The sequence below is a fragment of the Pseudomonas sp. JDS08PS003 genome, from assembly GCF_045013505.1.
In the GTDB taxonomy this organism is placed as follows: domain Bacteria; phylum Pseudomonadota; class Gammaproteobacteria; order Pseudomonadales; family Pseudomonadaceae; genus Aquipseudomonas; species Aquipseudomonas protegens_B.
The window spans coordinates 4,052,662-4,066,867 of the sequence record NZ_CP120724.1; the positions used below are offsets into that span (position 1 = coordinate 4,052,662).

The window sequence follows — 14,206 nt, forward strand, 5'->3', positions numbered from 1 at the left end:
AGCAAAACATCCTCCTCGTATCCGTCTGTGCCGCCCTGCTCCAGGCCTGCACCCCGGCGTCCACTCCCCCTGAAGGATCCTCTTCCATGCCCGCCAGCACTGCATCCGTCAGCGCCCAGCCAGCACTGGCTGCCTACTACTGGCAACTGGTCTCGGCCAGCGACGCGGCGGGCAAACCCGTTGCCGCCCTGAACAAGGGCATCGAGCGTCAGTTGCGCCTGACCTTCGTCGGGCAGAACCTCAACATCAGCGGCGGCTGCAACCGCCAGTTCGGCGGCTTCCAGTCTGCAAACGGCGTGCTCAAGGTGCAGCCCCTGGCCTCGACCATGATGGCCTGCGACCCGAGCCTGATGACCCTGGACGCCGAAGTCGGCCGTCTGTTCAAAGGCGACCTGCGCAGCACTTTCGGCGGCGACGAATCGACGCCGACCCTGCAACTGACCACCCAGGACGGCACCCAGCTCAAGTTCGAAGGCCAGCCCACCCCCGAGACCCGCTACGGCAGCCAGGGCGAGACCCGCTTCCTGGAAGTGGCCGCCAAGACCGTCAAGTGCAGCCACCCGCTGATCCCCGACTTCCAGTGCCTGCAAGTGCGTGAGCGCCGCTACGATGCCGCCGGCCTGCAACTGCCGACCCAGGACAACTGGCATCCGCTGTACCAGTCCATCGAGGGTTACGAGCATCAGGACGGCGTGCGCAACGTGCTGCGCGTCAAGCAGTACGAATGGAAGAACCCGCCTGCCGATGCCCCGTCCACGGTCTACGTGCTGGACATGGTGGTCGAGCAGGACGCCTCGGCCAAGGCCCGCTAAGCGCCACCCAGCACCCGCTTGCCGACGCAATCGGCAGGCAATAAAAAAGCCCCGTATCGCAAGATACGGGGCTTTTTTGGTTCAGGGCGGGGTCAGGCCGTTACAGCACCGACTGACCGCTCATGGCCAGGTCCAGCAGTTCCCGGTTGGCCACTGCATACATGGCGTAGTCGGTGCCGCTGGCGGCACGGATTTCCACCATCATTGCGCGCCAGCGATCGGCCATGCTCGCGTTCTGCTCCAGCCACAGGGCCACGCGGGCTTCCATGTCGTCCGGCGCATCGGCCATCTGCAGAACCTTGATGGTGATCGCCCGTTGCTGCCAGTCCACGTCATCGCGGAAGGCTTCACGGGCCTGGGCCTGCCAGTTGTTACCCACCGGCAGATCGCTGATCTGCTGCAGGTACCACGGCAAGTCCAGGGCGCTGCCCACGGCGAAGTAGGCCTTGGCCACATCGGCTGCGCTCTGACCGGTCACGTCGGCGGCTTCGATGATCGGCAGCAGGGTGTACAGGTGGGTAGTGCCTGCCACCATGCGCGCCAGCAACTCCGGCACACCGGCTTCGACATAGGCCTGGTAACGGTTCTGCCAGCCTTCACGGGTCGGGCCTTCCAGCAGTTCGTCGAGCTTGAGGCCCAGCGCCGCCAGGTGCGGACCGAAGTGCGCGACGTCGCGCGCCGCATCCTGCTCGTTGCGACGGCTGCGCAGGAACCAGCGGGTCGCCCGACGGCCCAGACGCATCAGCTCGTCCATCAGCTCCAGTTGCACCTGAGCCGAGACCTGGTGATCCAGGGCTTCGATCTGACGGAACCAGTGCGGCAGGTGGAAGATGTCCCGCACGATCACGTAGGCACCGGCGACGTTCGCCGGGCTCATGCCGGTGGACTCCTTCAGGCGCTGCACGAAGGTGATGCCCATGTGGTTGACCAGGTCGTTGGCGATCTGGGTGCTGACGATCTCGCGCTTCAGACGATGGCGACGCATGGCTTCGGAGAACTTGGCCACCAGGCTTGGCGGGAACGCGGTCTCCATGTCACGGGTCAGGTAGTCGTCATCCGGCACCAGGGACTTGAGCAGGGCTTCCTTGAGGTCGATCTTGCTGTAGGAAATCAGCACCGACAGCTCTGGACGGGTCAGGCCCTTGCCGGTCGCGGCGCGCTCGGTGAGCTGCTCCTCGGTCGGCAGGTACTCGATGGCGCGGTCCAGCTTGCCACGGCCTTCCAGGTCACTCATCAGGCGCTTGTACTCGGCAGCACGCTCGTAGGCACGGCGCGCCGCCAGGGACAGGGCCTGGGTCTGCTTGTAGTTGTTGCCCAACACCAGGCCGCCGACTTCGTCGGTCATGCTGGCCAGCAGCTGGTTGCGCTGCTTGTCGGTCATGTCGCCCGCCTGCACCACTTCGTTGAGCAGGATCTTGATGTTCACTTCGTGGTCGGAGCAGTCCACGCCACCAGCGTTGTCGATGAAGTCGGTGTTGGAACCGCCGCCATTGAGGCCGAACTCCACACGACCCAGCTGGGTCATGCCCAGGTTGCCGCCCTCGCCCACCACTTTGCAGCGCAGCTCGTTGCCGTTGACCCGCAGCGCGTCGTTGGCCTTGTCGCCGACGTCGGCGTGGCTCTCGGTGCTGGCCTTGACGTAGGTGCCGATACCGCCGTTCCACAACAGGTCCACCGGCGCCTTGAGCAAGGCGTTGAGCAGTTCGGTCGGGGTCAGCTTGTCGGCCTGGATGTCGAAGCGTTCTTTCATCTGTGGCGAGATGGCGATGCTCTTCGCGCTGCGCGAGAAGATGCCGCCGCCTTCGGACATGATGCTGGTGTCGTAGTCGGTCCAGGCCGAACGCGGCAGCTCGAACATGCGCTGGCGCTCGACGAAGCTGGTGGCCGGGTTCGGGTTCGGGTCGATGAAAATGTGCAGGTGGTTGAACGCGGCCACCAGTTGCAGCTTGTCGGACATCAGCAAGCCGTTGCCGAACACGTCGCCGGCCATGTCGCCGACGCCGACCACGGTAATGCTGTCTTCCTGGACATTGATGCCGCGCTCGCGGAAGTGGCGCTGTACGCCGACCCACGCGCCCTTGGCGGTGATGCCCATCTTCTTGTGGTCGTAACCGGCGGAACCGCCGGAGGCGAAGGCGTCACCCAGCCAGAAGCCGTAGTCGATGGCGATGCCGTTGGCGATGTCGGAGAAGGTCGCAGTGCCTTTGTCCGCCGCCACCACCAGGTACGGGTCATCGTTGTCGTGACGCACCACGTTGGCCGGTGGCACCAGGGCGCCGTCTTTCAGGTTGTCGGTGATGTCCAACAGGCCGGAAATGAAGATGCGGTAGCAGGCGATGCCCTCGGCCGCGATCTCGTCCCGGCTGCCGCCCAGTGGCAGGCGACGCGGCAGGAAACCGCCCTTGGCACCCACCGGCACAATCACCGAGTTCTTCACTTGCTGAGCTTTTACCAGGCCCAGGACTTCGGTACGGAAGTCCTCTTCACGGTCAGACCAGCGCAGGCCGCCGCGAGCGACGTTGCCAAAGCGCAGGTGCACACCTTCGACCCGTGGCGAGTAGACGAAGATTTCGAACTTCGGCACCGGCTTGGGCAGCTCGGGGATCAGGTGCGGGTTGAACTTGAAGCTGAAGTAGGACTTGTTCTGACCATTGGCGTCGGTCTGGTAGAAGTTGGTCCGCAGGGTGGCCTTGATCAGGTCCAGGTAGCGTCGCAGGATGCGGTCTTCGTTGAGCACCTGAACGTCGTCCAGGGCGGTGAGGATCGCCTGCTCCAGACGCTGCTGCTTGTCTTCCAGGTCTTCGCTGGTGAGCTTGCGCGCCAGGTAGAAACGGGTCTTGAACAACCGGGTCAACTCGCGGGCGATGTCGGTGTGGTTGTTCAGGGTGCTGGCGATGTAGCCCAGGTCGAAGCCCAGGCGGATCTGCTTCAGGTAGCGGGCGTAGGCACGCAGCAGCGCCACGTCGCGCCAAGGCAGGCCGGCAGTCAGCACCAGGCGGTTGAAGGCATCGTTCTCGGCATCGCCACGCACGATGTGGACGAAGGCGTCCTGCAGCGTGTCGTTGAGCTGCTGGATGTCCAGGTCCAGGCCTTCGGCGGCGGTGAAGGCGAAGTCGTGAATCCAGTACTCGCGGCCGTTGTTGTGACGCAGGCGATAGGGGAATTCACCCAGTACCCGCAGACCGAGGTTTTCCAGGATCGGCAGCACGTCGGACAGCGCCAGCGGGGTGTCGGCGTGGTACAGCTTGCAATGCAGCTCGCGCTGGCCGGAGACCTGGCCCAGGGGCTGGTAGAAGCTCATCACCAGCGGGTTGGCTTCGGTGAGGCTCAGCAGGTGCTGCATGTCCACCACGGCCGAGTGCGCGGCAAAACGCTCGCGGTAGCCGGCCGGGAAGCCTTTGGGGAAGTCCGCCAGTACATTGGTGCCGTGGGCTTCGCCGAAGCTTTCCACCACCAGGCTGGCGTAGTCGTCCTGCCAGCTGCGGCAGGCCTGCACCACTTCTTTTTCCAACAGCAGCGGATCGATGTCGATGCGCTGTTTCGGGTCCACCCGCAGGATCAACTGCACGCGGGCCAGCACCGACTCGGAGAAGAAGGTCCAGAATTCGCAGTCAGTGGCTTGCAGGCGATCCATCAGCACTTGCTGGATCTTCTGCCGCACTTCAGTGGAATAGATGTCGCGCGGCACGTAGGCCAGGCAGTAGCAGAAGCGACCGTAGGGGTCTTTGCGCAGGAACACACGGATCTTGTTGCGTTCCTGGATCTGCACGATGGACATCACGGTGCTGAACAGCTCGTCCACCGGGGTCTGGAACAGATCGTCCCGTGGCAGCACTTCCAGGACCTGGGCCAGTTCCTTGCCCAGGTGCGCCTTGGCCTGGAAGCCCGAGCGCTGCTCGATGACTTCGACCTTGCGGCGGATGTAGGGAATCACTCGCACGCTCTCGCCGTACACCGAAGAGGTGTAGAGGCCCATGAAGCGGCATTCCTTGATCACCTTGCCGTCGGCATCGATCTGGCGGATCGAGACGAAGTCCGGGTAGGCCGGACGGTGCACGCGGCTCGGGTGCGCGGCCTTGGCGAACGACAGCGGCGTCGGTTCGCGCAGGTAGTTGACGGCGTAGTCTTCGATGCGCAGGTCATCGCTGGTGAGGCCGGCGCGCAGCAGCTTGGCCAGGCCGAGGAACGAGCTCGGGTCATATTCGATATGCCCGCCATCCTGATCGGTGCCGACCACGAACTCTTCGTAGCCGAGGAAGGTGAAGTGGTTGCCCACCAGCCATTCCAGGAAGCTCTTGATCTCGGTCTTTTCATCGGCAGCGATGGCGAACTGGCTGTTGTCGATGCTTTCGATCAGTTCCTGGACCTTGGCCTTCATCGGCTCGAAGTCGGCCACGGCGACGCGCACTTCACCCAGTACCTGTTCCAGCTCCTTGCCCAGCACGCTGAGTTCGGCAGCGTTGGCGCAGCGGTCGATCTCCAGGTACATCAACGACTCTTGCTGCACGCCCTCGCCCTGGGTGCCCTTGGGCAGGATTTCCAGCAGCTCGCCCTTGCTGCCGCGACGTACGCTGAGCACGGTGGTCTGCAAGGTGTGGATGCTGTAGCCGCGACGGTTGAGCTCGGTGCGGACCGAGTCGACCAAAAACGGCAGGTCATGGTGCAGGACTTCCACCGCGGTGTGGGTCGACTGCCAGCCATGACGTTCGTAATCGGGGTTGTAGACGCGCACTTGCGGTTGCGCGTGATCGAAGCGCTCAAGCAGGCGCCAGGCAGAAAGGGTGCAGCCCGCCAGGTCGGACATGCGACGCTGGGTGAGTTCGTCCAGGGAAATGATGCCGAAGAATTGTTCAGCGAACAGCGCCACTTGTGGCAGTGCCTGTTCACTGATGTGCTGCGCCAGTGCCGCTTGCAGTTGGTGCTGGAAGTCGGCCTTGCTGGCTGCGGTGAAGAACGCCATCTGTGGTACTCCGCTTGGGCTTGTTATTGATGGTAGCGTCGCGTGCAAACCCCTTGCGGGGCGGTGGTGCATCCTGATCCTGGTCTCGGGCAGAGGTTGCAGGATGCCAGGTGGGTGAAGCTGGACGAGACGCGCAGGTCACATTCACCTTCCCGGGATGGGCATCTGCAAAAACGACTGGCGCTTGCATATCGCGCAATGCCTTTACAGGTGACCATCGCAAATCAGACGCAACCTATTGCACTTGAGAACAAATTGTCCGCTGCGCAGCTTAACGAGTGGAACGCGACAGCTGCTTGCGATGCTGCGACATATTCGGTCAACGGCACGCAACCGGCTGAAGGTGCCCTGAACAACACTAGCAGCCAGTACAGAAAAATCAGGGTTTTCTCCCGGTTTCACGGTACTTGCGTACCAGAAGTGACTCTGCAGGCGGTTTGCGTTCACGACCTGTTCTCTGACAGACAGGCCAGCAGAAATTCCATCGGGCTGGCAGAATTGCTTCTTTTTGCACCGTCCGGCCGCTGCCGGCCCCAGCCCCAGGAATACGCCATGCACATGACCACTGCCCACCTGATCGCCAACCCTTGCGACGACGAAGAAGACAACATGGCCATGCTCTGCTGCCACAGCAGCCAGGGCGAGATGTTCCTGATGAGCCGCTACCCGGACGAGGACGAACTGGAAATCACCCTCGACGGCGAGCCCTCGACCCTCGATGGCGTCAAGGTCACCCTGAGCCCCACCACCCTGCTGATCGAAATCGCCGCGGCCGACGCCGATGCCCTGAACGGCTCCGACCACCTGGAAATCCGCCACAGCACCGCCGCCTCGGACCTGGCCGAAGTGGAAGCGACCCTGCAGAACATCCTCAAGGGCACCGGCACCTATATCAGCCAGTTGTCCTGAGCGCCCTCGTTCGTCCGCAGGAACGATGCACGGCTCAAGGGCCCCTTCGCCGGCAAGCCGGCTCCTACAACTTTCTGCTGCGCGGTCCCTCCGCAGGAGCTGGCTTGCCAGCGAAGGCGTCCGCAAGAACGATGCATGGCTCAAGGACCCTTTCGCCGGCAAGCCGGCTCCTACAACTTTCTGCTGCGCGGTCCCTCCGTAGGAGCTGGCTTGCCAGCGAAGGCGTCCGCAAGAACGATGCATGGCTCAGGGGCCCTTTCGCCGGCAAGCCGGCTCCTACAACTTTCTGCTGCGCGGTCCCTCCGTAGGAGCTGGCTTGCCAGCGAAGGCGTCCGCAAGAACGATGCATGGCTCAAGGACCCTTTTGCCGGCAAGCCGGCTCCTACGGGGAGATGGCGCGTGGGGCTGAATAAAACACGGATTTTTTTCGACTAATTGGCTAAATCAGGTTTTCCCCGTTAGTCGCCGACCCCCGCTATGGATTAAAGTATCGCCCCCAGCCCCGACGTTATTTCAACGCCCGGGGCGCACCCTCTCCAGGAACAGTCACCGATGGAACATCGTGAAGCGCTATTGGCGCTGCGAACCTTTCTTTCAACGCAGATTCTCGGCCAGGAAAAACTCATCGAGCGCTTGCTCATCGCCCTGCTCGCCGACGGCCACATGCTGGTCGAGGGCGCTCCAGGACTGGCCAAGACCAAGGCCATCAAAGAGTTGGCCGAAGGCATTGAAGCGCAATTCCATCGGATTCAGTTCACCCCCGACCTGCTGCCCGCCGACATCACCGGCACCGAGATCTATCGCCCGGAAACCGGCAGCTTCGTGTTCCAGCAAGGCCCGATCTTCCACAACCTGGTGCTGGCCGACGAAATCAACCGTGCCCCGGCCAAGGTCCAGTCGGCGCTGCTGGAGGCCATGGCCGAGCGTCAGGTCAGTGTTGGCCGCAGCACCTATGAACTGTCGCCGCTGTTTCTGGTGATGGCGACCCAGAACCCCATCGAGCAGGAAGGCACCTATCCCCTGCCCGAAGCCCAGCTCGACCGCTTTCTGATGCACGTCAAGATCGGTTTCCCGGACGCTGCCGTGGAACGCCGCATTCTCCAGCAGGCCCGCGGCGAAGCGCTGAATGGCGAGACCAAGCCCGAGCGCCGGGTCAGCCAGCAGGCGATCTTCGCCGCGCGCAAGGAAATCCTCGGCCTGTACATGGCCGACGCGGTGGAGGAATACCTGGTGCAACTGGTGATGGCCACCCGCACCCCGGCCAAGTTCGACCCAGAAATGGCCGAGTGGATCGCCTACGGCGCCAGCCCTCGCGGCTCCATTGCCCTGGACCGCTGCGCCCGGGCCCACGCCTGGCTCGCCGGCCGCGATTTCGTCAGCCCGGAAGACATCCAGGCCGTGCTGTTCGACGTGCTGCGCCACCGCATCATTCTGTCCTTCGAGGCTGAAGCGGCAGGCATCGACCAGGACCGTGTGGTACAGCGCATCCTCGACGTCGTTGCCGTCGCCTGATCTCCATGACTCAAGCCATCGCCGAACCCGGCATTCGCATCACCCTCGGCGAGCTGATCGAGATGCGCCATCGCGTGCGCGAGGTGCAGCTGTTCTCCACCCCCAGCCAGCGCAGCCCGCTGATCGGCCTGCACCACTCCAAGTTGCGCGGACGCGGTGTGGACTTCGATCAGGTGCGGGTCTACCAGGCCGGCGACGACGTGCGCACCATCGACTGGCGGGTCACCGCCCGTACCCAGGAGCCCCACACCAAGCTGTTCCACGAGGAGCGCGAACGGCCGATCTTCATCATGGTCGAGCAGAGCCGCCAGCTGTTCTTCGGCTCCGGGCTGATGTTCAAGTCGGTACTCGCGGCCCAGGCCGCGAGCCTGATCGGCTGGGCCGCACTGGGCCACAACGACCGGGTCGGCGGCCTGGTCTACGGCGACGACGAGCACTACGAAATCAAACCGCGGCGCAGCAAGCAAAGCCTGTTGCAACTGCTCAACCGCCTAGTGCGGGTCAACCAGTCGCTGCACAGCGACGCCCAGCCCCAGCGTGATGCCCTGGGCACCGCGCTGCTGCGCGGCCGTGAAGTGCTGCGTCCCGGCAGCCTGGTGATCGTGATCTGCGACGAGCGCGCCCTGAGCGACGCCGCCGAGCAGCAACTGAGCCTGCTGTCGCGGCATTGCGACCTGTTGCTGATGCCCCTGTCCGATCCTCTGGACCATGCCCTGCCCGCCGCTGGCCTGTTGCGTTTTGCCGAGCGCGGCGCCCAGTTGGAACTCGACACCCTGAACTACGAGCTGCGCCAGGCCTACCGGGCCATGAGCGAGGCGCGGATTGCCCGCTGGGAGCGTCTGGCGCAAAAGCTGCGGGTGCTGCTGATGCCCCTGAGCACCCAGAGCGAGATGGTCGAGCAGTTGCGCGAATACCTCAATCCGCAGCGTCCGGGAGCCGGCCGATGAGCAGCCTGGAACAACTGCAACCGCTGCTGCTGCCTGCGCAGGTGAGCCTGTGGCCGCCAGCACCAGGCTGGTGGTTGCTGGCGCTGCTGCTGCCGGTGCTCGGGTTCGCTATCTGGCGCTGGCGTCATCTGTGGCCGCGCAAGGCCGTGCGCACACGCAGCGAACAACCCCTGGACCCGGTGCGCCTGGCGGCCCTGGCAGAACTGGCGCTGTTGCCCAAGCCCTATGACGGCGCCCCGGCGGGAGCCTGGCTGCAGGCCCTCAACGCCCTGCTCAAGCGTCTGTGCCGCAACCACTATCCCTACAGCCAGAGCCACACCCTCAATGGCCGCAAGTGGCTGGCGTTTCTCGACAACCGCTGCCCCGCCGCCGGCCTGACCCGCTGGATGGTGCTGGTGGAAGGCGCCTACAAGCCCGAGTGCAAGCTCGATGACAAAGCCATCGCCGGCCTGACCCAGGCGGTGGACACCTGGATTCGCAAACATGTTTGAGTTCGCCTGGCCGTGGATCTTTGCCCTGCTGCCGCTGCCCTGGCTGCTGCGCCTGGTGCTACCGGTGGCCGACAGCGGCGAGCCGGCGCTGAAGGTGAGTTTCCTCAGTGACCTGGAAGGCCTGTCCAAGCGCCGGGCCCGCGCCCACCTGCCGGCCTGGCGCCAGCAGGCACGGTTCATCCTGCTCTGGGTCCTGCTGCTGTTGGCCGCTGCCCGTCCGCAATGGCTGGGGGAGCCGCTGCCGGTGGCTGCCAGCGGCCGCGACCTGCTGGTGGCGGTGGACGTCTCCGGTTCCATGGACTTTCCCGACATGCAATGGCAGGACGAAGACGTCAGTCGCCTGAGCCTGGTCAAGCACCTGCTGGGGGACTTTCTCGAACACCGCGAAGGCGACCGGGTCGGCCTGATCCTGTTCGGCAGCAAAGCCTACCTGCAAGCGCCCCTGACCTTCGACCGGCACACGGTGCGGGTCTGGCTCGACGAAGCGAAGATCGGCATCGCCGGCAAGAACACCGCCATTGGCGATGCCATCGGTCTGGCCCTCAAGCGCCTGCGCCAGCGCCCGGCGCAAAGCCGGGTGCTGATCCTGGTCACCGACGGCGCCAACAACGGCGGCGAAATCCCGCCCATTACCGCCGCGCGCCTGGCCGCCGAGGAAGGGGTGAAAATCTATCCCATCGGCATCGGTGCCGACCCGGACCAGAGCGCGACCCTCGGCGTGCTGGGGCTCAACCCGAGCCTGGACCTGGACGAGCCGGCCCTCAAGGAACTGGCCGAAGTCACCGGCGGGCGCTACTTCCGTGCCCGTGACGGCCAGGAGCTGCAAGCCATCAAGGAAACCCTCGACCAACTGGAGCCGGTGGCCCAGCAACCGACCCAGGCCCGCCCGGCCCAGGCCCTCTACCACTGGCCCCTGGCCACGGCGCTGCTGCTCAGCGTGTTGCTGGTGCTGCGCGAGCGCTGGCCGCACAACCCGCTGCAACGCTTCTTCACCCAGTCACACTTTCTGCAGCCGACCCATGATTGGCGCCAGCGCCTCAAGCGCCTGCGTCTGCGGAGGCGTCGATGATCAGCCTCTGGCCCCATTGGTTCCGTCCCGGGTGGTTGCTGGTGCTGCCAATGCTGGCCCTGCTGCTATGGAAACTCTGGCACCGGCAGAAGCGCGCCGGGCGCTGGCAGATGATCCTGCCGCCGGCCTTTCATGCCGCCCTGCTCAGTGGCGGCAATGGCCGCGAGAGCAAACTGCCCTGGGTCGCCCTGGGCCTGGCCTGGCTGCTGGCAGTGCTGGCCCTGCTCGGCCCGAGCTGGCAGCGGGTGGAGCAAACCAGCCAGAAACCCGCCGACCCGCTGGTGGTGCTGCTGGAGCTGACCCCGCAAATGCTGGCCAACGATGTGCCGCCCAATCGCCTGGAACAGGCCCGGCACAAACTGCTGGACCTGCTGCAATTGCGCAGCGACGCCCAGACCGCGATCGTGGTCTACGCCGGCAGCGCCCACACCCTGGTGCCGCTGTCCGACGATCTGGCCACCAGCCGCAACCTGCTGGACGCCCTCAAGCCATCGATCATGCCCCAGGCCGGCCAGCGCGCCGACCTGGCCCTGCTCAAGGCCCTCAAGCTGCTGGACCAGGGCGCCCTGGGCCAGGGCCGGGTGCTGCTGATGGCCTCCTCCCTCAGCGAACAGGAGCGCCAGGGCATCCGCCAGGCGCTGGACGGTGAAGCACCGCAATTGCTGATGCTCGGCATCGGCAGCCGCGACGGTGCCCCGGTGGCCCTGGAAGACGGCAGCTATCTCAAGGACGACCTGGGGGCGATCCTGGTGTCGCGCCTGGACAGCCCGGACCTCAAGCAGTTCATCGGCGAGGTGGGCGGCCGCTACCGTCAGGCCCGCCTGGACGACAGCGACCTCAAGGCCCTGGGCCTCGCGGGGGGGCCTCAAGGCGTGCGCAGCGACGGCCAGACCCTGCGCCTGGACACCTGGGCCGACCAGGGCTATTGGCTGTTGCTGCCCCTGTTGCTGCTGGCGGCCTGCGCCGGACGCCGGGGCTGGTTGTTCTGCTTGCCGCTGCTGTTGTTCGGGCTGCCACAGCCCAGCTACGCCTTCGACTTCAACGACTTGTGGCTGCGCCCCGACCAGCAAGGCCGGCGCCTGCTGGAACAGCAGCGCCCGGCAGAAGCCGCACGGCACTTCCAGGACCCGCAGTGGCAAGGCGTGGCCCTGTACGAGGCTGGCAACTACAATGCCGCCGCCGAGCGCTTTGCCGAAGGCAACGACGCCCGCGCCCACTACAATCGCGGTAATGCCCTGGCGCGCAGTGGTGAGTTGGAAGCTGCCATCGACGCCTATGAACAGGCCCTGGAACGCCAGCCGGACCTGCAGCCGGCACTCCAGAACAAGGCCCTGGTGGAAAGCCTGTTGCAACAGCAGCAAGCCACCCCGCCAACGCCGCCACAGAAGCCGGAAAACCCCGACAGCGACGCCAGCAACAACCCCGGACCCAGCGGAGCGGCCACCCAGCCGGCCACCGGTAGCGAAACCCCGGACAACCCCGGGCAGCCACCGGCCAACGAGGGCGAGGCCACAGCGCCCGCCCCACAGAGCAATGGCCACAGTGAGGTGCCCGGCAGTGAGCTGGACGACCAGCACACCACCACGCCCTTGCGTCCGGCACAGGACAGCCTGGACGCTGAACACCAGCAGGCGCTGGAGCAATGGCTGCGCAAGATCCCGGACGATCCGGGAGAACTGCTGAGGCGTAAATTCTGGTACGAACAGCAACAACATCAGGATCAGGGAAAAATTCGATGACCCGCTGCACCGCCCTTCTGCTTGCCCTCGCGCTCTGGACCTCGCAGTCCCAGGCTGCCGGGCTGCTCGCCAGCCTGGACCGCAGCCAGGTGAACTCCGGGGAAACCGTCGAGCTGACTCTGGAGTCCACCGATGTCACCCAGTTCGGCAAGCCCGACCTGACGCCCCTGGACAGTCAGTTCGAAGTGCGCGGCACGCGCCAGGTCAACCAGCTCAACAGCCTCGGCGACAGCCACGCCAGCACCCGCTGGATCGTCACCTTGCTGCCGCGCCTGACCGGCACCCTGGAGATCGCCCCGCTGCAACTGGGCGACCTGCAGAGCCAGGCGCTGACCCTGCAGGTCAACGCCAGCCCGGTCCAGGATCAGGACGCCCGCCTGGAACCGGTGTTCATCGACGCTGAACTGGACCAGCCCAAGGTCTATGTCCAGGCCCAGGCCCTGCTGACCCTGCACATCTACCATTCGGTGCCGCTGTTCGACGACAGCAGCCTGAGCCCGTTGCAACTGAGCGACGCCCGGATCGAGCAACTGGGGGAGCCACGCACCTACGAAAAACTCATCAATGGCGTGCGCCATGGGGTGATCGAGATGCGTTACGCCGTCTATCCCCAGCGCAGCGGCGTACTGCAGATTCCGGCGCTGACCTTCACCGCCACCCCAGCCAACCCGGGCACCGGCACAGAGCCCACGTCCCAGACCCCCAAGCCCGGCAAGCTGATCCACGTCAGCTCCGCCGAAATGACCCTGCAGGTGCTGGCCAAGCCTGCCACCTATCCCGCCGATGCCCCCTGGCTGCCGGCCCGCAGCCTGAGCCTGAGTGAAAGCTGGAACCCGGAGCCCGATCACCCGCAGGTGGGCGATTCCCTGACCCGTAGCCTGACCCTGCGTGCCGAGGGCTTGTCCAGCGCCCAATTGCCACCGCTGCCCCAGGCCGAGATCAACGGCCTGCGCAGCTACCCGGACCAGCCGCAACTGAGCAACCAGCACGTCGAGCACGGCCTGCTGGGGATTCGCGAAGACCGCCAGGCCCTGGTGCCGACCCGCACCGGCGAGGTCGAACTGCCGGCCCTCGAGATCACTTGGTGGAACACCCAGGAAGACCGCCTGGAGCAGACCGGCCTGCCGGCGCGGACCCTGCAAGTGGCGAACAACCCGAGCCTGGTGGTGGACACCCCGGCGGGCAACGCGCCGATCAGCGTCGACAGCGGCAACCTGTGGCTGTGGCAACTGAGCACCTTGCTGCTGGCCTGCACCACCCTGCTGGGCTTCGGCCTGTGGTGGCGCGCCCGCTGGCAACCGGCGGTGCTGCGCGCGGCCCAGACCGGGCCCAGCCCACGTTCGCTGCTGGACGACCTCAAGCGTGCCTGCCAGGCCAACGACCCCCAGGCCACTCGCCAGGCCCTGGACGCCTGGGCGCGCCAGCAGCCGGAAACCCTGGCCGACATGGCCGCGCGTTTCATCCCCCTGTCCGACGCCCTGGACGGCCTCAATGGCGCCCTCTACAGCGAGACCGGCCAATATTGGCAAGGTGAAGAGCTATGGCGAGCGATCCGCGCCATCCCCATCAACGACCGGGTCCAGGACCCGGTCGCGGACACCACCAGCCTGCCGCCGCTGTATCCCAAATAACCCGCTGCCGCGCAGTCCCCTCCGCGTAGGAGCCGGCTTGCCGGCGAAGAGGCCCGTAAGTCATGCAGCGCCTGGGCGGGCCCCTTCGCTGGCAAGCCAGCTCCTACAGCAACCGCCCCCCGTAGCGCCTCGCGGG

The 14,206-nt window shown here is 65.4% G+C and carries 9 protein-coding genes; 8 read left to right on the plus strand and 1 reads right to left on the minus strand.

The features are described from left to right. Positions 1 to 86 precede the first annotated feature (86 nt). Complete coding sequence (locus P7C00_RS17915) at positions 87 to 812, plus strand: META and DUF4377 domain-containing protein (RefSeq protein WP_346636331.1); 726 nt, start codon at positions 87 to 89, stop codon at positions 810 to 812. A 100-nt stretch (positions 813 to 912) separates the two neighbouring features. Here the strand turns inward: P7C00_RS17915 and P7C00_RS17920 are convergent, their stop codons facing one another. After that, positions 913 to 5,772: an NAD-glutamate dehydrogenase gene (locus P7C00_RS17920; protein WP_346636332.1), complete on the minus strand. Its 4,860-nt coding sequence runs from the start codon at positions 5,770 to 5,772 to the stop codon at positions 913 to 915. Between the two features lie 552 nt (positions 5,773 to 6,324). Here P7C00_RS17920 and P7C00_RS17925 point away from each other — a divergent pair. The 7 genes from P7C00_RS17925 (at position 6,325) to P7C00_RS17955 (ending at position 14,070) form a co-directional block, all read left to right on the plus strand. After that, on the plus strand, positions 6,325 to 6,681 hold the full coding sequence (locus P7C00_RS17925; RefSeq protein ID WP_346636333.1) for a hypothetical protein: 357 nt from the start codon (positions 6,325 to 6,327) through the stop codon (positions 6,679 to 6,681). Positions 6,682 to 7,233: 552 nt separating this feature from the next. After that, the gene (locus P7C00_RS17930; protein WP_003218556.1) at positions 7,234 to 8,193 is read left to right on the plus strand and encodes a MoxR family ATPase; all 960 of its coding nucleotides are present in this window, start codon (positions 7,234 to 7,236) and stop codon (positions 8,191 to 8,193) included. A 5-nt stretch (positions 8,194 to 8,198) separates the two neighbouring features. Beyond that, entirely contained in the window at positions 8,199 to 9,140 is a 942-nt protein-coding gene (locus P7C00_RS17935) for a DUF58 domain-containing protein (RefSeq protein ID WP_346636334.1), read from the plus strand. After that, on the plus strand, positions 9,137 to 9,631 hold the full coding sequence (locus P7C00_RS17940; RefSeq protein WP_346636335.1) for a DUF4381 domain-containing protein: 495 nt from the start codon (positions 9,137 to 9,139) through the stop codon (positions 9,629 to 9,631). The genes P7C00_RS17935 and P7C00_RS17940 overlap by 4 nt, the downstream gene beginning before the upstream one ends. Beyond that, the gene (locus P7C00_RS17945) at positions 9,624 to 10,700 is read left to right on the plus strand and encodes a VWA domain-containing protein (protein ID WP_346636336.1); all 1,077 of its coding nucleotides are present in this window, start codon (positions 9,624 to 9,626) and stop codon (positions 10,698 to 10,700) included. Before P7C00_RS17940 ends, P7C00_RS17945 begins: the two co-directional genes overlap by 8 nt. Further along, a complete protein-coding gene (locus P7C00_RS17950) occupies positions 10,697 to 12,439 on the plus strand; it encodes a VWA domain-containing protein (RefSeq protein ID WP_404937000.1) in 1,743 nt (580 codons plus the stop codon). The genes P7C00_RS17945 and P7C00_RS17950 overlap by 4 nt, the downstream gene beginning before the upstream one ends. Next, the gene (locus P7C00_RS17955) at positions 12,436 to 14,070 is read left to right on the plus strand and encodes a BatD family protein (protein WP_404937001.1); all 1,635 of its coding nucleotides are present in this window, start codon (positions 12,436 to 12,438) and stop codon (positions 14,068 to 14,070) included. Before P7C00_RS17950 ends, P7C00_RS17955 begins: the two co-directional genes overlap by 4 nt. Positions 14,071 to 14,206: the final 136 nt, after the last annotated feature.

What these genes read in the sequence shown, in the direction of transcription:
- P7C00_RS17950 (WP_404937000.1), top strand. Translation starts at nt 10,697, where the DNA reads ATGATCAGCCTCTGGCCCCATTGGTTCCGTCCCGGGTGGTTGCTGGTG.
- P7C00_RS17920 (WP_346636332.1), bottom strand. Translation starts at nt 5,772, where the DNA reads ATGGCGTTCTTCACCGCAGCCAGCAAGGCCGACTTCCAGCACCAACTG.
- P7C00_RS17940 (WP_346636335.1), top strand. Translation starts at nt 9,137, where the DNA reads ATGAGCAGCCTGGAACAACTGCAACCGCTGCTGCTGCCTGCGCAGGTG.
- P7C00_RS17955 (WP_404937001.1), top strand. Translation starts at nt 12,436, where the DNA reads ATGACCCGCTGCACCGCCCTTCTGCTTGCCCTCGCGCTCTGGACCTCG.
- P7C00_RS17930 (WP_003218556.1), top strand. Translation starts at nt 7,234, where the DNA reads ATGGAACATCGTGAAGCGCTATTGGCGCTGCGAACCTTTCTTTCAACG.
- P7C00_RS17915 (WP_346636331.1), top strand. Translation starts at nt 87, where the DNA reads ATGCCCGCCAGCACTGCATCCGTCAGCGCCCAGCCAGCACTGGCTGCC.
- P7C00_RS17925 (WP_346636333.1), top strand. Translation starts at nt 6,325, where the DNA reads ATGCACATGACCACTGCCCACCTGATCGCCAACCCTTGCGACGACGAA.
- P7C00_RS17935 (WP_346636334.1), top strand. Translation starts at nt 8,199, where the DNA reads ATGACTCAAGCCATCGCCGAACCCGGCATTCGCATCACCCTCGGCGAG.
- P7C00_RS17945 (WP_346636336.1), top strand. Translation starts at nt 9,624, where the DNA reads ATGTTTGAGTTCGCCTGGCCGTGGATCTTTGCCCTGCTGCCGCTGCCC.